Source organism: Psychrobacillus sp. 05T411 (assembly GCF_056396485.1).
Window position 1 is genome coordinate 132,246 of the sequence record NZ_JBFTLO010000006.1, and the last position, 19,354, is coordinate 151,599.

14 protein-coding genes are annotated in these 19,354 nt (G+C 35.6%); 4 read left to right on the forward strand and 10 right to left on the reverse strand.

Annotated elements, in window-relative coordinates; all coding sequences use genetic code 11:
• The 7 genes from AC1DFT_RS06750 to AC1DFT_RS06780 all read right to left on the reverse strand — a co-directional run bounded on the left by AC1DFT_RS06750 (nucleotide 1) and on the right by AC1DFT_RS06780 (nucleotide 7,893).
• On the reverse strand, nucleotides 1–990 hold the full coding sequence (locus AC1DFT_RS06750) for a YecA family protein (protein ID WP_477918430.1): 990 nt from the start codon (nucleotides 988–990) through the stop codon (nucleotides 1–3).
• A gap of 591 nt (nucleotides 991–1,581) precedes the next feature.
• Complete coding sequence (locus AC1DFT_RS06755; RefSeq protein WP_477918431.1) at nucleotides 1,582–2,346, reverse strand: 3-hydroxybutyrate dehydrogenase; 765 nt, start codon at nucleotides 2,344–2,346, stop codon at nucleotides 1,582–1,584.
• A 16-nt stretch (nucleotides 2,347–2,362) separates the two neighbouring features.
• Nucleotides 2,363–3,127, reverse strand: coding sequence for an SDR family NAD(P)-dependent oxidoreductase (locus tag AC1DFT_RS06760; RefSeq protein ID WP_477918432.1), 765 nt, complete (start codon nucleotides 3,125–3,127; stop codon nucleotides 2,363–2,365).
• A complete protein-coding gene (locus tag AC1DFT_RS06765; protein WP_477918433.1) occupies nucleotides 3,127–4,071 on the reverse strand; it encodes a 3-hydroxyacyl-CoA dehydrogenase family protein in 945 nt (314 codons plus the stop codon). The genes AC1DFT_RS06760 and AC1DFT_RS06765 overlap by 1 nt, the downstream gene beginning before the upstream one ends.
• A gap of 96 nt (nucleotides 4,072–4,167) precedes the next feature.
• Entirely contained in the window at nucleotides 4,168–5,490 is a 1,323-nt protein-coding gene (locus tag AC1DFT_RS06770) for a GntP family permease (RefSeq protein ID WP_477918434.1), read from the reverse strand.
• 30 nt (nucleotides 5,491–5,520) lie between these two features.
• Nucleotides 5,521–6,798 (reverse strand): histidinol dehydrogenase, encoded by a 1,278-nt coding sequence (gene hisD, locus AC1DFT_RS06775; RefSeq protein ID WP_477918435.1) that lies wholly within the window; start codon nucleotides 6,796–6,798, stop codon nucleotides 5,521–5,523.
• 108 nt (nucleotides 6,799–6,906) lie between these two features.
• Complete coding sequence (locus tag AC1DFT_RS06780; protein WP_477918436.1) at nucleotides 6,907–7,893, reverse strand: LacI family DNA-binding transcriptional regulator; 987 nt, start codon at nucleotides 7,891–7,893, stop codon at nucleotides 6,907–6,909.
• A 279-nt stretch (nucleotides 7,894–8,172) separates the two neighbouring features.
• Here AC1DFT_RS06780 and AC1DFT_RS06785 point away from each other — a divergent pair, with 279 nt between their 5' ends.
• Nucleotides 8,173–10,311, forward strand: a complete 2,139-nt coding sequence (locus AC1DFT_RS06785; RefSeq protein ID WP_477918437.1) for a sensor domain-containing protein — start codon at nucleotides 8,173–8,175, stop codon at nucleotides 10,309–10,311.
• Between the two features lie 267 nt (nucleotides 10,312–10,578).
• Here the strand turns inward: AC1DFT_RS06785 and AC1DFT_RS06790 are convergent, their stop codons facing one another.
• Nucleotides 10,579–11,706: an MFS transporter gene (locus AC1DFT_RS06790; RefSeq protein ID WP_477918438.1), complete on the reverse strand. Its 1,128-nt coding sequence runs from the start codon at nucleotides 11,704–11,706 to the stop codon at nucleotides 10,579–10,581.
• A 228-nt stretch (nucleotides 11,707–11,934) separates the two neighbouring features.
• Between AC1DFT_RS06790 and AC1DFT_RS06795 the strand changes: the two genes are divergently transcribed.
• Entirely contained in the window at nucleotides 11,935–13,065 is a 1,131-nt protein-coding gene (locus AC1DFT_RS06795; RefSeq protein ID WP_477918439.1) for a SpoIIE family protein phosphatase, read from the forward strand.
• A 71-nt stretch (nucleotides 13,066–13,136) separates the two neighbouring features.
• Here AC1DFT_RS06795 and AC1DFT_RS06800 read toward each other — a convergent pair whose 3' ends face one another.
• The gene (locus AC1DFT_RS06800; protein WP_477918440.1) at nucleotides 13,137–13,970 is read right to left on the reverse strand and encodes a CheR family methyltransferase; all 834 of its coding nucleotides are present in this window, start codon (nucleotides 13,968–13,970) and stop codon (nucleotides 13,137–13,139) included.
• A 14-nt stretch (nucleotides 13,971–13,984) separates the two neighbouring features.
• Nucleotides 13,985–16,723, reverse strand: a complete 2,739-nt coding sequence (locus AC1DFT_RS06805; RefSeq protein ID WP_477918441.1) for a response regulator — start codon at nucleotides 16,721–16,723, stop codon at nucleotides 13,985–13,987.
• Nucleotides 16,724–17,037: 314 nt separating this feature from the next.
• Between AC1DFT_RS06805 and AC1DFT_RS06810 the strand changes: the two genes are divergently transcribed.
• On the forward strand, nucleotides 17,038–18,279 hold the full coding sequence (locus AC1DFT_RS06810) for a hypothetical protein (protein WP_477918442.1): 1,242 nt from the start codon (nucleotides 17,038–17,040) through the stop codon (nucleotides 18,277–18,279).
• A 166-nt stretch (nucleotides 18,280–18,445) separates the two neighbouring features.
• On the forward strand, nucleotides 18,446–19,261 hold the full coding sequence (locus AC1DFT_RS06815; RefSeq protein WP_477918443.1) for an EcsC family protein: 816 nt from the start codon (nucleotides 18,446–18,448) through the stop codon (nucleotides 19,259–19,261).
• Nucleotides 19,262–19,354 lie beyond the last annotated feature (93 nt).

Genomic DNA, 19,354 nt, shown 5'->3' on the forward strand with positions numbered 1-19,354 from the left:
TCATTTGACATGTTCATAGTACATATTCAAATCATTATAGTATTTATTCAATGAAGAAGTGGACACATTAAACGATTCCGCAATTTCTTTAATCGTCATCTCTAGCGGTTCAAAAAAGCCATTTTCCTGACCGAACCTGATGGCACCTGCTGAAATTGCGACTTCTTTACGCGCATTTGGTTGCTGTTCTACTAAATAATCTTCCACTATTTCTACAAGCTTATGATATTCTCGATTATTTTTCTCTAAGAAATCTATTGCAACTTGTAAAACTCCCGCTTCAAATTGCGTGTATTCTCCACCTTCGTAACCATTTTCACCAAGTAAAGTCCACAATGTAGTAGCCTTTTCTTTCAAAAATGCTGAAGCTGATAAATCTTGTTGAGATTCAAATTGACTAACAAAAGCGGAAAACACATTTTGGTGATCTGTCGGGAAGAAGATTAAACTAGAAATTGATAAATAGTGATTTTCTTTCGATGTCCCGTCCGGCAAGATGAAACAATACATATGTACACCAGTAGGTACTGGTTTTTCACCTTCGCGTCTTAACCGTATCGTTTCTTTCGTCAAAATATGCATTGCGGTCATATAATGATCATCTACATCTATTACTTCGCCAACAAACACACGTGGTTCATTCCACTGTTTGATTGCACTCAATGTAGAAGGTCGCACGATTTTCTTTTGTTGTTTTTCTAAGAAGCCAGCCCATATTTCCGGTTTATGATGGAAAAAGAATTCATCTAATACAATCGCTTCGATCATTTCTTCTTCTAAGTATTTATTAAGGGATTCATCCCAAGTTTTCACCAGCTCCTGGAAGGCTGGTACATCTTTTCTTTCTGGATATTCATCATAAAATGTTTGTAAAATACGTTCTAGTTCTTCTGTTTGTACTTCTTCAATTGTAATTGTCTCTTTGGACTCACAACATTTTTTATATTTTTTTCCACTACCACATGGGCATGGATCATTACGTCCTACCATCAAAACACGTCCTTCAATAAGTTAAAAATTTGCTGAAGTCTTAGTTTAACATGTTTTACGTGAAATATTAAGGTGCGAACGACTTGGGGAATATTTCCTTAAGGGAAGTGCTTAACAATAATAGGCTGTCGCACATAATGGGGATAATGCGTCTTAGTGACCACAGTGATTATTGCTGCAAGGCGGACGCTTTCCGCAAAAATCAATGGAAAATTGTTTACCTATTCAGTATCTACTCGCCAAAAACAGGTTATTACCCAGTTTATTCAATAAGAGAATCCAGAAAATGGCTAAGAGCAACAGATCAGTCCCTGAAAGCAATCAATTCTATTCCGAAAGCAATCAAACCAACATGAGAGCAACCAAATCGCCAGTGAAAGCAACCAATTCTCAAATTAATAAGTTTACTTGGATTGAGATGAAACTGATTACGACGTATTTTTTATAAGGGTTGCGCAAATGGTCTATAATGTTGTGAGTTTGAAGGGGAATTCTACAAAAGAATAGTTATCCACATGTTTAGTTTTATTATTTCCTAAAGCACAAAAAATGCCCTTGAAGTCATGAACTTCACGAGCATTTTTCAAAACTTTATTGTGCTGTATACCCACCATCTAAAATAACCGCTTGACCAGTCATTCCTTTTGCTGAATCACTAGCAATATATAAAGCTAAATCTGTTATTTCACTAATTTCTAGTAATCTCTTTTGCGGAACAAGCGGATATAATACTTCTTCCAATACTTGCTCTACTTCGATATTACGAGTTTTCGCTAAGTCAGCAAATTGGTTTCGTACAAGCGCTGTATCCACATAGCCCGGGCATATTGCGTTCACTGTAATACCATCTGTAGCTGATTCAAGTGCCGCTACTTTGGTTAATCCAATAACACCATGTTTTGCCGAGTTATATGCCGCTTTCCCCGCAAACCCAATCACGCCATTAATCGATGCCATATTAATGATTCGTCCAAAGCCTTGTTTTTTCATATGAGGTAATGCGTTTTTGATCGCGATAAAAGGAGCCGTCAGCATAATTTTCACGAGTAACTCAAACTTTTCAGTTGGAAAATCCTCAAGCATCGAAACATGTTGCATTCCAGCATTATTCACTAGGAAATCGATGCGTCCATAATTCTCAACCGTAAATTGAATGGCATTTTCTATGTCCGCTTCTTTCGTCACGTCGCAAACAATTCCTTTTGCTTTGCCACTCAATTTACTTACTGCTTCATCGATTGCATCTTGCGCCAAATCAGAAATCACTACATTGGCACCTGCATCTGCAAATGCTTTAGCAATATCAAAGCCGATACCACGTGCAGCTCCAGTTATAAATAACACTTTTCCTTCCATTACATTACCCCCTAGATTAAATTGTAGTCCATCCACCGTCTACTTTTAAAGTTTCACCTGTTACAAAATTTGCTAGATTGGAAGCCAAATATAATACTGCTCCCGAAACATCTTGTGGTTTGGATAACCCTTCTAATAGAATACGGCTTTCCACATCTTTTTTGAATGCTTGGTCTTCAAACATCTTTTCCGTAAACTCAGTTTCCACAAATGTCGGAGCTACCGCATTCACTCTAATACCTTGCTTTGCCCATTCGACAGCTAGGGCTTTCGTCATTTGCACGAGCCCACCTTTACTGGAACAATATGCCGCCCGTTTATAATAGCCAACGAATGCCATTTGAGAAGCTATATTAATAATTTTACCACTTTTTTGGGCAAGCATATATTTTGCTGCTGCTTGACTAGCAAAAAAAGCTGATTTTAAATTCAAATCAAGTACAGTATCCCAGTCCTCTTCGGTTACTTCCATTGCTGGCTTGGCAATATTCACACCCGCATTATTCACGAGTACATCCACAGTTCCAAATTCGCTTGCTGCTTGATCGATTAAATCTTTCACAACTGCAATATTACTCATATCTCCTTGCACAGCAATACATTTTTCGTTAAATGCGTGCAATTCACTAAGTGCCTCATGCAAAGCTGATTCACTTCGTCCGGAAATAACCACATTTGCATTTAATTTAGCAAAAGTGAGTGCAATATCTTTTCCAATTCCTTTGCTTCCGCCGGTTACAACCACTGTTTTATTTGCTAGTTCAGAGAAAAAGGCTTGCATTATTTCCCCTCATTTCTCTGCAAATCATTTTTTAAGAAATGAATAAGCGTTTGCTCACGCTCTGCATTTTTCTGCTCTGAAAAATCAGGTTCCCAAGTATAAAAACCTTCCCCATTTTTATCCCCAAACTTATTGTCTTCTACTAGTTTCGTAAGTACTGTACCCGACCTTTGATCCGTACTTAAATCTTCAAATAAATAATTGGAAATCGCTGAAAATACATCTAATCCGCCCATATCAGCCGTCATTAAAGGTCCTGTCACTGGCAAACGTCGTCCAATACTATACGTAACTGCTGCATCAATATCTTCTTTTGTAGCTACACCTGCATCGAGTAAGGACTGTGCTTCACGAAATAAAGCGTACTGTAAGCGGTTACCGATGAAACCTGGAATCTCTTTGTTTAATAGTATTGGTTGTTTATTCATATCTTTCATTACTTGCATTGCACGCTCTACTGTTTGATCATCCGTTTGTTCCCCTTTTACGACCTCTACTAAAGGGATTAAATGTCCTGGGTTCCAAAAATGCGTCACAACAAAACGATTTGGATATTGCATCTCTTCCGCTAGTAAACTTGGCTTAAAGCCAGAAGTATTACTTGCAATGACTACTTCTTCACCTATCATACTTTCCATTTTTTTATACATTTCTTTTTTCATGTCCAATACTTCTGGAATTACTTCAATGATAAATGTAGAATTTGCAATCGTTTCTTCTAGCGATGTGGATAAGACTATTTTCTCTCTAATTTTTGTCGCGGTTTCTTCAGTGAACACATTATTATCTGTCATTACTTTTAATTTACTATGTAAGCCTTTGTCGGCATTTTCCAAATCCTTCTCATTAATACCATACACTTTTACAGATAAGCCTGCCCAAGCAGCTGATAATGCTATCGAATGCCCCATCGTTCCACAACCAATAATTGATACGTTTTCCATCTAATCCACGTCCCCTTCATGTTTGTATGTATAACGAAATACACCCAACAAACTTATTATAAATTAGTTTGTTGGGCATGTGTTTATTTCTATTCCTTAAATTCCTAAACCGAATGAGAATAATATAACAGCTAAAATAACACCTAATATCGGCACTACTACTGTTAATGCCCCAAATGCAGGATATGCATCTTTATGTGTTTCACCAGCTATTGAACGAATTGTGGTTACAACATATCCACCCTGTGGCAATGAATCCAGTGACCCTGAAGAAATCGCAACCGAACGGTGCAAGGCTTCAGCGTTAACGCCCAAATCTAAATAATGGGGTGCTAAAAGTGGCAATGCAATTGCTTGTCCACCTGAAGAAGATCCAGTAAGACCTGCAATAACCGCTACTGCAAGAGCTCCACCAATTAGCGGGCTTCCCGGAATATCCGTCATAAAGCCAACTGCTGATGTAAATGCAGGTGTTGCTTTTACAACTCCACCGAAGCCAACAACTGCTGCTGTATTGGCAATGGCAACAATTGCACCCATTGCACCGTCTCCAACGGCTTTTCCAAAGTTGTGGAAATACTTTCTGTTAATCAAGTAAGTTGTTAAAATACCGCCAGTTAAAGCAATGATTAATGCAGAAGTCCCTAATGAATTATGGAAGAAAAATGAAATAACTAAAACAACAAGTAAAGGAACCATACTTAGTAATGGATCCGGCAATTCAGAACGAGTAACCGCTTCTACATCCGTATCTCTACTAACAAATCGCTCGCCTTTTGACATTGCTTTGGAAATCATTTTTTTCAGCCACCAGTATCCAAAAGCCATCATAAATACAGCAACGATAAAACTTACTTCCCAACCAGCATATGGAGTTGTCCCTAAAAATTCAATTGGAATCCAGTTTTGGATTTCAGGAGAACCTGCTGAAGTCATCGTAAACGTTGTAGAACCAAAACCAAGTGCCGCTGGTATAAAGCGTCTTGGAAGATCTGCTTGTTTAAACAAACTTAATGCCATTGGATAAACTGAGAACGCAACAACGAACAAGCTTACCCCACCATATGTTAATACAGCACAGGCAATAACAACCGCTAAAGCCGCACGTTTCATACCAATTTTACTAACAATCCATTGTGAAACACTATCTGCAGCTCCACTATCTTCCATTACTTTACCGAAAATCGCACCCGTTAAGAACATTAAATACCAAGAAGCGATAAATCCTGTAAATCCTGTCATATAGTTCGTTAAAAAGTTTGCTGCTCCTTCTTCTGCCAGCTGCGGGAAAATTGGCAAACCATTAAAAATCCCAACAACTAAAGCCATAAGTGGTGCTGCAATTAGAAGGTTCATCCCTCTCATTGTCAAGTAAATTAGTAGCGCTAGGCCACCAAATAGACCAATCATCCCTAACATAAACTTTCCCCCAATAACCCTTTATATGAATTATTTATTTCCGTATCTTCTTACACGAAGTAATGCTTGTTCAGCATGCCCTGCAAAGTTTTCTAATTGACATAAACGAGCTGCATATTCCCCGATATAGGCACTAGCTTCAGGTGTAACTTTTTGATACGTTACTGTTTTGATGAACTTCCCAACCCATAGTCCACCAGTGTAGCGAGCTGCACCTTTTGTAGGTAATGTATGGTTCGTTCCAATTACTTTATCTCCGTAAGCAACATTTGTTTCTGGCCCTAAGAATAGGCAACCATAGTTTGTCATATTTTCAAGGAAGTAATTTGGATCTTCCGTTAAAATTTCTACGTGTTCAAAAGCAAGACGATCTGCTTCAATTCGAGCTTCTTCGATAGAATCTACTAATAAAATTTGACCGTAATCTTCCCATGAAACGCGCGCAACATCTGCTGTTGGAAGTGTTTCTAATTGACGTTCAATTTCTTTCACTGTTTCTTCTGCTAGTTTTTCAGAAGTTGTAATAAGTGCACCTGGTGATGTAGGCCCATGTTCACCTTGTCCAAGAAGATCTGTTGCAATCATTTCTGCATCTGCAGTATGGTCTGCAACTACTAAAGTTTCTGTAGGACCAGCGAATAAATCGATTCCTACACGGCCGTATAACTGGCGTTTTGCTTCTGCAACAAATGCATTACCAGGTCCAACGATCATATCTACTGACTCGATCGATTCAGTACCGATAGCCATTGCAGCCATCGCTTGAATTCCACCTAAAAGGTAAATTTCATCTGCACCAGCTAAAGACATAGCAGCGATTGTCGCGTTTGGAATTTCTCCATTAATCGGAGGAGTACAAGCGATTACACGCTTAACACCTGCAACTTTTGCTGTTAAAACACTCATATGTGCAGAAGCTACCATTGGGTAACGACCGCCTGGAATATAACAGCCAACACTGTTTACCGGAATATTTTTATGTCCCAAAATAACACCTGGAATATTTTCAACTTCTACGTCATGCATGGAAGCAAGTTGCGCTTCTGCAAATTCGCGAATATTTTTTTGTGCAAATTTAATATCTTCTATTACTTCTGCTGGAACTTTAGAAACGATTTCATTTATTTGAGATTCAGATAGGCGGAATGATTCAGGTGACCATTTATCAAATTTCTCAGATAATTCACGAACCGCTTGATCTCCTCTTACTTCTACGTCTTTCAATGCTTCTGATACTATTTGAGAAACTTTTAAATCATTTGCACTAACTTCTTCTTGTGATTTACCTGCTTTTAATACTTTTACCATTTTATATTCCTCCCTTTAATTGTAAACGCATTCATTTCATTTTTGCATACGTATGCAAAATACCCTCACGAGAAGAATATTCTAAATTCAAGCACAAGTCAATAAAAATTATGTAGTTTTTCGCACAATTAACTCGCCATTTATCTCTACATTTTCAGTATATCCAGAGAATTCAACAATTTCAGCCATTAAATAATTTACTGTTTGTTCGACCATTTTTGTAATTGGTTGCTCCCAAGTAGTTAGATTATATGTTGGCCATGAAGCCATTTCGATATTGTCGAACCCCACTACTTTTGTTTCAGCTGGAATCATGATGGAATTTTCTTTTAAAGCATCTACTACACCAAGTGCCATAATATCATTTGCAACAAAAATCCCATCTGGTATTTTCTTTTCTGCAATAATCTTTTGTGCCGTTTTAAAGCCACCTTCATATGTATAATCTGATGTATACTTGTTAAATGGCATATTATTCTTTTCAATTATAGAGGTAAAGCCCTTTTCTCTATCTCGACTTGTAGAAGTATTTGCATTTCCTGCAATGTATGCTACATCAGAACAACCCTTTTCGATAAAATACTCCGCAATTTTTCCACTTGCATCCAAGTTATTACAACAAACCGAGTAAAACTGTTCGCCGTCAATTTTGCGATTAAAAAGGACAAGTGGAACTTGGCTCTCCTTAAAATCTTCTGTTACATTCAAAGATAAAGAGGCGTCCGTAATAATTACTCCGGCAACATTATAATTCCTCAGCATGTCGATATCTTCTTTCTGTATTTCATCATTGTTTGTAGATACAAACAATACGCTATAACCAAGTTTTTGAAACGCTGCTGTAAATTGCTTTAACACTTGTGGATAGAAAGGGTTTTGAATTCCTTTCATTACTAACCCTATAATTTTTGTGCGGTTCGTAATAAGGCTTCGCGCAAATTCATTGGGTCTATATCCCAACTCCTTCGCTGCTGCTATAACTTTCTCACGAGTTTTTTTAGAAACTGTTGCCCCTTCAAAATAAACTCTCGAAACGGACGATTGTGAAACACCCGCAAGCTTCGCAACATCCTTTGCTGTAACATAATATTTCAAAATGTTCACTACCTTTTTTTCGAATATATTATTTAGACTATACTATGTATCCAACATTTTTGAAAATAGATTTTTATCACTTAGAAACTTGAAAAGAATTACTAAATTTTTTATTTGCTTTATCCACTATATTTATCTAGCAATTTACAATATTATTAAAGATAACAAAATTTCCTGTCAAAATTCAATTTTCCATACATATAAATAGATTCAAATACCTAAAAAAGAAAAAATCAATACAGATTCAAAATTACTATTAAATAAAAAAGGATGGATAGAATGGAACACAAAGATGATAATAATCATTTTTACCAATCTTTATTTGAATACAATCCAGATATTGTATATTTTGTTAATACATCGGGAATTTTAGAAAAAACGAACGATGTTTTTTCCAAAAAACTTGGATTCTCTAATAGTTACGAAATTAACACAATGGACTCATTGATCCCTTCCAATTACAGTCAGATACATAAGGAAGCATTTCAAAAAGTACTTTCGGGCATACCACAAAATATGAATATGAAGTTCTTGCATAAAACCGGTCATACAATTGACATCAACTTAACCATGATGCCTGCTTATTTAGACGGGATCATATTGGGTGCCTTTGGAATTGCAAAAGATATAACGGATCATATGGAAGCCATAAAGTTAAATACCTATTTAGCCAATTATGATTCATTAACTGGATTACCAAATAGAAAACTATTTCAAGAAAAGCTCGAACAAGCGACAATCATAGCAAATACATTAAATCAAAAAGTAGCCGTTATGTATTTAGACTTAGATCGATTTAAATATATTAATGACACACTAGGCCATACACATGGAGACAAATTACTTATACAAATTGCTAAAAGACTAAAGTATTGCTTAGGTGAGAATGCTGTTATAGCTCGACTTGGAGGAGACGAATTTGGTGTTCTATTGACGGATTTTTATACTCAACAAGCAAAAGAGCGCTCAAAAAGTATAATTGAAGCCTTAGATAAACCTTTTCTCGTAGACAATTATAATCTTTTCGTTACTACGAGTATTGGAATAAGTATTTATCCACAGGACGGGGAAAACTCAGCCACATTAATGAAAAATGCCGATTCCGCTTTATATAAAGCAAAGGAATTAGGTAAAAATAATTTTCAAGTATATTCATCTTCTTTAAATGCTCAAACATATAAAATTTTTTCATTAGAGTCCAGTCTTCGGCATGCAATTGAACTAGGACAATTAGAATTATACTATCAGCCAAAAGTCTGTCCAAGTACTTATGAGATTGTTGGTGCAGAGGCACTCATACGTTGGAATCATCCTGAATGGGGACTAGTATCTCCTGATGAATTTATACCACTAGCCGAGGAAACCGGACTTGATAATGAAATTGGATACTGGGTGAAACAGACTGCCTGCATACAAAATAAACAATGGCAAGACGCTAATTTACCAAGAATCCCCGTTTCCATTAATCTTTCAGCAAATCGCTTTTTAGATAGAAGTCTAATAACTAGTGTGGAAGGTGTTTTAGAAAAGACAGAATTAGAGTCCAAATACTTGGAAATAGAGATTACAGAATCCTCTTTATTGGAGAATGAAAAAACTGTGTTTTTGGTTCTAGAAGGACTAAAAGGACTAGGAGTCAAAGTGGCCTTAGATGATTTTGGTACAGGGTACTCTTCCCTTTCTTCTTTAAATCGATTCAAAGGGCTAATAGAAATCTTGAAAATTGACCGGACATTTATTAATGATTTAACACCAATTGATACAGCTGATTCAAATTTTATCGCGAATATGATTATTCAATTATCTCAGCAATTGAATATGGAAGTTGTTGCTGAAGGTGTGGAAACTACTGCTCAACTGAATGTGTTAAAAGATTATAACTGCAATACCATTCAAGGTTATTTATTTTCCAAACCAGTGCCAGCAGCGGACTTTGAGCTACTATTGCGTAAAGGTAAATTGATGCCAGAAGAAATAAACACGGTAGATGAGAATTCAATAGAATACGGAAAAGCTTTTAACATAATACTAGAAAATCCTTTAAAAGCTGCGATGACTTTAACACAAATTCGTGGTAATAAAGTAGAACTAGGTACAATGGACATTCTCATTGAAGAAATTTGCACGAAAAGATTGAAGTTTTTATCAGATTTTAAGTTAGCTATCAATCATGAGATTATTTTACAGTTAAAAACAACTATTCTAAATCAGATTGTGAAGTTTGTTGGATCAATCGTTTCCATAACAGAACCTAAACCTCATTTGTATCAATATGTTTTGGAATATAAGATGGAGAAAGCTGAGTTAGCACACCTCACTCAGGCTTTAGATGAATTTGGTGCTATTCATGGACCTTTATGCGATGCGGATTGTAGTTTTGTACACACAGACCGATATACATTTTTTGAAAAGAATTAAGTTAAAAATATGCCAGTCTTCCTATACGGAGGTACTGGTTTTTTCTATTTGCCGGGTAAGATATGAACCATCCCCGCCTGCTGCGAAAATCTAAGGAAACTGCTCACTTACCCAGTATCAAATTGAAAAAAAAATTATTCCAGTTCTTTCGAATGTGAGAAACCAGAAAATGGCTAAGAGCAACTAACTAGTCATTGAAAGCAACCAGTTCTACTACGAAAGCAATCACTTCTTAAAATAACTAGTTTACTTGGAGTGAGATGCCAATTACTCTTCATGTTTTCTAAAAAACAAGGAACCCCCTACTAAAAACACTCCACTAAATAGAAAAATTCCCATCATGCCGACAGAACCACCAATCATCCCAAATAAAGTCGGAGCGATTAACTGAGAAAAACGATTTGTAGCAATTCGAAGTCCTAATACTTCCCCTGTTCGATTTGGAGGAGATGCATTATAGGTGGTCGTCATGGAAATCGGTTGGCCACAGCCTAAACCAAGCCCCATCACAATAGCAAATACAGCAATCAAGTATACGGAATGACTGAATGGCAATAAAAGAAATGCAATTCCAGCAACTAAAATTGACATGAACAAAACGGTATCCCGCTTATATGTTTCCAATAATTTCGGCAATATAAAGCGGACAAACATCGTAGCAAGGCCTTGTAATGCGATAATCCATCCAATTGCAGAAGTCGATAAATGCATCTGCTTTCCAAGCAATGGGAAATATGCGACAAAAATATCTTTCGAATATAAAACAAGTGCACTTGAAAACAACGCTTTTCTTACAAGCGGATTTTCAAACAACTTAAACGAATCAACTAATTTAGTCGGTGGTCTATTAACTCTCTCTGCCACGTTCGGAATTCGGAAAGAGAATACAATGGATATAGCGCCGATTACTATACTAAAAACGTAAACTATTTGGAATGATACATGCTCCGATAAATAACCGCCAACTAAAGGGCCAACAACAGCCCCTAAAGCAACGCACAGACTAAACATACTAAAAAAATAGTCTCGATTTTTAGGAGTAGATTGGTGCCCTAATTGATTTTGCAAAGCAATAGGGATACAAATATTGGCAAGCCCTAATAACAGTTGACTCGCAAATAATGCCCATATAGAAGAGTAAAGAGTAGGAATAATCATTCCTGCCATGGAAACGACAAATCCAAAAATAATTGGCATACGGTTTCCAAATTTATCAATTATTTTACCAGCGTGAATAGAGAAAATCAGTGGTAAAAACGCGAACGAAGATGTTAGTATGCCTATCATAAAAATGGATGCTCCAAATTCGTCAGCCGATAGCGTAATAACTGGTCTTGTCGCATTAACGATTGTCTGAAATAAAAAAATAAGTAATAAAATCCCTCGTAAATTCATATGTATCCCTGCCTGTGTTCTATTTAATAAAATCTCACTTGTAACAAATCATATTATACCAATATCTGATGTTAAGGTTGGCATATACTTGAACTTTTTTCATAACTCGCCAATTGATTTCTGATTATTATATATTTACATTATTTTCACTTTACTCTGTTGATTGTTCCCCTCTTTATGTTCTATTATATAGAGAACATAGATTTAATGGAAAGAGGATATCTAGAGATGACAATCCTAATGGTAGATGATAATTCTGTAAACTTATTTGTAATTGAAAGTATCTTAAAAAAAGCAGGTTATGAAAATTGTCATCCCCTAAATTCTGCAGAAGAATTGTTTCAATACTTACGATTGGATGAAAAAGAAGTACCTGCTCCAATGGTTGACCTAATACTATTAGACATTATGATGCCTAAAATCGATGGAATTGAAGCTTGCCGACGTATTCAGCAAGATGATAGATTAAAAGAGATACCGATTATTTTTCTTACCGCTTTAAATGACTCTAAACATCTAGTAGAGGCATTTGATGTCGGAGGAACTGATTATGTTACTAAACCAATTGATAAATTAGAGTTTTTGGCAAGAATCCGACTTGCTTTAAGATTGAAGTTTGAAAAAGATCGAAATAAAGAGCAGGAAGCGAAGATGCAGGAAGATTTATTACTTGCCATGCAAGTACAAGGTAGTCTCTTAAATGACTCTATAATCGATAAACATTTAAGTATTCAAGTATCTCATTGTCCTTCCAATAACCTTTCCGGAGATATGTACCACTGGCATAAATTTAGTGAATATCGATACGGCATTATTCTCTTCGACATGATGGGACACGGCATTAGCGCCTCCCTTGTTAGTATGTTCATCTCCTCTGTACTGAGAGATACAATAAAAAACTTAGAAGATCCAGTACTTGTTATTAAAGAATTAAACTGTTATATGAGTTCATTACATAATAAAAATAATTTGAATTATTATTTCACTGCAATCTATCTAATTATCGATACGGAAAAAAAAGAAATAGAATATGTAAATGCTGGACATCCACCAGGATTCTTACGTATTGATGGAACGCTTCAAACGATGGAAAGGGGGGCTTGTGCAGTAGGATTATTTGATGAAATTAATGTAAGAAAGTCTACCCTTTTCTATGAAAAGGATATCCAACTGTTACTATATACGGATGGAATACTAGAGTCTGAGTCTATTGATGAAATGGAGACTATTGAGAAGTTACAATTAGTCACTTTGCAAGAATGGAAAGATACGGATTGTCTGTTCCAGACGATTCTCAGCGATATTAACCAGTCTAACCAAAAAGATGATATCTGCTTGTTACTGATCAAAACTACATAAACATCAAAAAGATGGGAGAGGCGGACACAAAGAGTTGTCAAACCCTCCCATCTAGATATATGGAAAAGTTACTATAATAGTTTTCGGTAAAGCGGTTCTAAAGCGGAAAACTCTTCATAAGCACTATTGTATTGACTAACTTTTAAAGTTTCCTTATTGCCTAGCCCGAGAAATCCGCCTTTTGACAAACTTTGGATAAACAATTCATGTACTTTGTTTTGAAGCGTTGCATTAAAATAGATTAATACATTTCTGCAGAAAATTACATGAAACTCGTTAAACGATTGATCTGTTACTAAATTATGTTGTGCAAAAATAATATTCTCCAATAATCTAGTTGAAAATAAAGCATTTTGAGAATTCGTTTTATAATATGTCGAAAACTCTTTCGTTCCCCCTGCCTGCAAATAATTCTTTGTATACATTTGCATTTTATTCAATGGAATTATCCCTTTTCTTGCTCTCTCAAGTACCACTTCACTCATGTCAGTTGCATAAATAGTTGCTTTATGTAGCAATCCCTCTTCTTCCAGAAGAATTGCCATTGAAAGTACTTCTTCTCCCGTTGCGCAGCCAGCATGCCAAATCCGGATGTCCTTATAATTGCGTAAAACGGGAATAATTTTCATTCTAAATTCTCTAAAAAAAGAGGGATCCCTGAACATTTCTGTGACAGGTATGGAAAATCCCTCAATCATTTTATTTAGAAAGCCAGGTTCATGAATTGCCCTTTCAACGAGCGTAGTAATAGTAGGAGCGTTTTCGATCGTTAGTTGGTTTTCAATCCTTCGAACAATAGAAGCACGCACATATTGTTTAAAGTCATAACCGGCTAAACTATTAATTGTTTCTAAAAGTAAGTCCACTTCTAGCTCTTTTTTCCGAATTTCCTCTTGAGTATTCATTAAATCATCCATTTCTATTCGTTAGAAAGCCATACACTTAGTACAGATAGAAGCTGTCCCATATTTAGAGGCTTACTTACATAATCAGAGGCCCCTGCTTCTAAACACTTCTCACGATCTTGTTTCATAGCTTTGGCAGTAAGCGCAATAATAGGCACTTTTTGAAATTCGTCATTTAAGCGAATTCTCCGCATCGTTTCGTATCCGTCCATATTAGGCATCATAATATCCATTAAGACAATATCAAATAATGCCGGTTGTTCTGTTAATATATCCAGGCATTCTACCCCATTATTTACAGAATGCACAATCATTCCTTCTTGCCGCAAAGCAACTTCTAACACGAAGATATTGCGTGAATCATCATCTACAATTAGTACATTCTTTCCGTGTAAGATATTGTTCTTTTCTACTTGGAGAGAATTCACTTCTACTTTTTGAATAGGTAACAACTCATCCTCTATTTTTGATGCTGCAACCTCATTTAATGCGTTTAAAACGACAACTTCTTTTTCCTCCATCTTTGACAAACTTGGTAGATATAATGTAAAAATACTGCCGACCCCTTCTGTACTCTCTAAAGTAATATACCCCCCTAAATGTTTGGCGTATTCTTGACAAATGGATAGACCAAGACCAGTACCACCATATTGTCTCATTGTCGCTCCATCCGCTTGTTGGAATGCTTCGAAAATCAATTGATGTTTCTCTTTAGATATACCAATTCCTGTATCCTTTACTGCAAATGAAACCCAATAATCTCCTTCTTTTTCTGCAAACCTATGCTCCAATCCTTCTCGTTGTACTTGATTAATATTAAGATGCACACTTCCTTGCTCCGTGTACTTAAATGCATTCGATAGAAGGTTTTTTAATATTTGTAGCATTCTTTTTTCATCTGTACAAAATTGATTTGGAATGTTCGGATCCATACTCATAGTAAATTGCAAGCCTTCTTGTTCTGCAACATGATTAAAATTCATCTCTAAATAGGTCGGAAGATTATGGAGGTTTATTTCGCTACAAAAAATTTCCATTTTACCTGCCTCTACTTTGGACAAATCAAGTATATCGTTAATTAATGATAAAAGATCTTGCCCAGATGTATGGATAACTTTAGCGAATTTTTCTTCTTCCTCCCTCGATTGCTCCTGCGCATTTTCTGCGATCAATTCGGAAAGGATTAATATACTGTTTAAAGGAGTTCTAAGCTCATGTGACATATTCGCAAGAAACTCGGATTTGTACTTGGAACTCAACACAAGCTGTTTTGCCTGTTCCTCTAATACTATTTTCGCCTGAGCTAATGCTGTTGACTTTTGTTCGGCGTCTCTCGTTCTTTCTTCCAACATCTCATTAATTACTTGTAATTCTTCCGATTGCATTTGCAATTCTTCTGACTGCGATTGTAAACTTTCCGATTGAACGCGTAATTCTTCTGTCATTGTTTGAGATTCGGTCAGTAAACGCTCTATTTCTTCTCTATCCTTCACACTATTTAACGTAACTCCAAAATGATCCACAACATCCGTGATAAATTGCTGATCTAACTTGGAGAAGTTAGACAAACTTAGTATTTCAATCACAGCAATTACTTCTTCTTCGTGAAGTATCGGAGCGATAATCATCCCTTTTGGACGTATTGTTCCCAATGCTGTAGGTATCAATTGGAAATTATCCAAGTCATTCAATACATGCATGCGTTTTTTAAGTGCATACTCGCCTATTAACCCTTGTCCTAACTCAAAATTATTTCTCCCAACTGTAGCAAACCCATCTGCAAAAGTCGCGCACTTTGTAAAACGATTTCGCTCATTGTGAAATTCTCTTATATAAAGAACTGCAAACGCTGCATTGGCTTCTGTTGATATAGATGAAATAAATGCATTACTTAGTCCTGCTATATTCGTCATTCCTTGATAAGAATAGATAGTATTATTAATACGTCGTTGATGTGAGTCACGTAACTCTAAATTACTTAACAACCCATTTGTCGCTGTAGCTAGCTCCATAATCTCATCTCGAGATCGTAATTGAATTCTTCTTGATAAATCTAGCTCGTTTGTATTGGAGAATGTCGCAATATCTCTTATCGTCCCTATTACTTCTTGTATTGTTTTAACAATAGAGCGAGATACCAATATAGATATACTAATAGCAATTCCAAATACGAGTAGACCTAATATGACTAAACCTTTAACAATCAAGTTGATATCTTCATTTAACTCATCTGATCTTTGCTGCCTGCCATCCAGTTCCGTTTTTCTGAAACTATTGAACATACTTCTTATCGATTCTACTTCTGCTCTCCCCTGATTAATTTCCAAATAACCAGAAATTTCATCGTTATTTCCTTGTCTTTTGAGATTAATAGATGGCTCCCCGGTATTCTCAATCCAGTAGTCAATATTTTGCTTAATTTCTTTTAATACCTCTTGTTGTGCTGGATTGTCCTTTACTAATTGATCCAATTCAGTGAAGGAATCTTGCCATTTTGATTGTGCAATGAGATAAGGTTGCAGATAGTTTTCATTGCCGGTAATAATGTATCCTCTTTCTCCTCTAACCATTTCAAGCACGCTATTCTCTATTTGATGAGATAGCGCATTCACTTTAAAATCATGACCCATGATATAATCTTTATCCGCTTGTAACGAAGCAAACTGCTTACTAATAAGGAAAAAAGCAATAATAATTAGCATGATTATTAATAAATAACCAGACATAATTTTAGAGTTAATTCCTATTTTCACCTTTTTTCCCATCTAAATAAAAGCCTACTTTCTATTGATAATTTATAGCACCTTTTGTTGACGGACAATTCTAAATAGTGGGATCCTTAAAGTAAATTATAGTAAATTAATAGACAAGGAGCAATAAGAGAAAGATTGATTGTTTAAAAATGATGAACATGAATAGTTCACTATACATCCTCAATAATAATATCCTTTATATGGTTACATTCCCATAAGATAATACTAGAAGAGATACTTGAAATGACATATTCTYAATAAGGCTTATGTAATAAAGATTGTATAAGACTATTTTATTTTGCAGGAGAATAGAAATGAAGAAATTATTATCTATTGTATTAGCAACTGGAATTGCAGGAGCTAGTACTTTTACACCTTTTACAAATGCTGAGGCAGCATCTATCACTAAAGCTGAATCTTTAGTAAAAGAAGCAGAGCAACAAGCTGGAGCTTTAAAATGGCAAATCTCGGTAGAACTTACAAAAGAGATTAAGTATCCAGATATGAAAATTTTCAACTTAACAAAAGACGCTTACTTAAATGCAAAAAAAGAGATTGCAAAAGTAAATGCTAAAGATAAAGTGAAGTTAGAAAAACGCCTAGAAGATAACGCTGGTATCCACTATACTCGCGCAATGGGTTACATTGATGCAATCACTTCTGGTAAGAAAATTGTAGATAAAGCAAATCAGTTTAACAAACTATATGAGGCTAATCCAACATCAGATGTAACAGAAAAAAGCTACCATGAATTATCTAGCGAAATTCGTAAGCAAGCAATCTTGCTTTACCGTGTATATGGAAAAACAACTCGTGAGGCAATTTTAACGAAATACAAAACTCCAGGTGAAAAAGCTCTTCAATCATCCAAATATGTCATTACTGCAAAAATGGAGTTAGACAAACTAGACGATTTGATCACTAAAAAAGCAGATCAAAAAACAGTGGAAGCACAAGTATCTACATTCTTTGACTCATTAGATGCAATTGAAGATGATGCAATTATTAGTGACCTTTATGATGCTTACTATGACAACATTAGAGAAGACCAGAACTTCCTTGCACAAGAAAAAGAGATTACTGAATTCTTCCAAAAAGCTACTGAGTATGCAAATGATGAAAAACTTGATGAAACGTTAAGTTTATACAGCAAAGACTTTCCTGGCTATGCGTCACTTAAAGAAAGTTTAGAATCAACTTTCAAAGATTATAATGTAAGATACCAAACGTTAGATTTAGAAGTTCAATACATTACGGACAATACAGCATCAGTTATACATCAACAAAAATCAATTTTCAATACAACAGATTCACTAGAACATACTACTGTATATCTTCTTGAAAAAGATAAAGATGGAAACTGGAAATTCTTAGATTCATCCGATGTTATCGAGGAGTCAGGTGATATTGAAACACCAGAACAATCTGGCACTGATGAAGATACTAACACTTCAGATCAACCCGGTACTGATGAAAACACTCCAGCTACAGGACAACCAAAGACTGAAGACAATGATCAAACGCCAAAAACACCTGTTGCAACTGACTTGATATAAGTATGTAATAGAAATAGATTAACAAAAAAACTGCAGCAATACTTGTAGAAATACAAGTTGCTGTAGTTTTTTTATGTACTTTCCCCATACTAATAAATACACATTTGAAACTTTTCACTTATAAAAACGTAAAAGTATGTATACAAAGAAAGAGGCGAGACTAAAAGTGCATGATTCCAAAGAGTGGTTAATAAAAGAATTAAAACATGTGGATGATTGGGAGAAAGACCAAAATGATTTATGGTTTTGGGAGAAACTTGGTCGTCTACCTTTTAAAATAATTGATAAATGGACTCCCTCGTTCATTCAGAACAAAATCGGCATACTTGTGGATGAGCTTGGCCAATATGTTCAAACAGGTGGTAGTTATTTAAGTTCTACTTCTAAAATCCCTTCCTATTTTCCCGATATGGAAGTACAAACATTAAAAGAAGTAAACAAATTATCAGTTGCTAAAATGGATGGTGCCGCAGAAAAACTTACAGGAAACAGAAAGAATTTAGCAACCATACAAGGGGCTAGTACAGGTATTGGCGGTATTTTCACATTATCTATTGATATTCCCCTTCTTTTAGGTTTGCAATTAAAGACATTACAAGATATTGCTATTTGCTATGGCTACGATCCAAACGACAAAAAAGAGAGGTTATTTATTATAAAATGCCTTCAATTTGTCTCAGCCGATATAGTCGGAAAGCAAACAATTCTTGCTCAATTATCGATGTTTGACAAACAAGATGAGCATGCAAAAAGAGAAATCCTATCTGAGTTACAAGGCTGGCGTGAAGTAATGTTTTCTTATCGTGATCAATTCGGATGGAAAAAACTATTTCAAATGATTCCAATAGCAGGTCTCGTATTCGGAGCATTCATTAACCGATCTGCTATAAACGATATTGGAGAAGCAGGGCAAATGCTATTCCGTAAAAGGAGAATTATCGAGAGACTTGAGAATCATACAAATAACGACATTTCTCCTTAAAAAATGAAGAAATCCTCGTACTTTTCATTCATTTCTTCACATTACTTAAGAGGATATTCCCAAAAATGAATTTTTTATGTGTCAAATAGGATA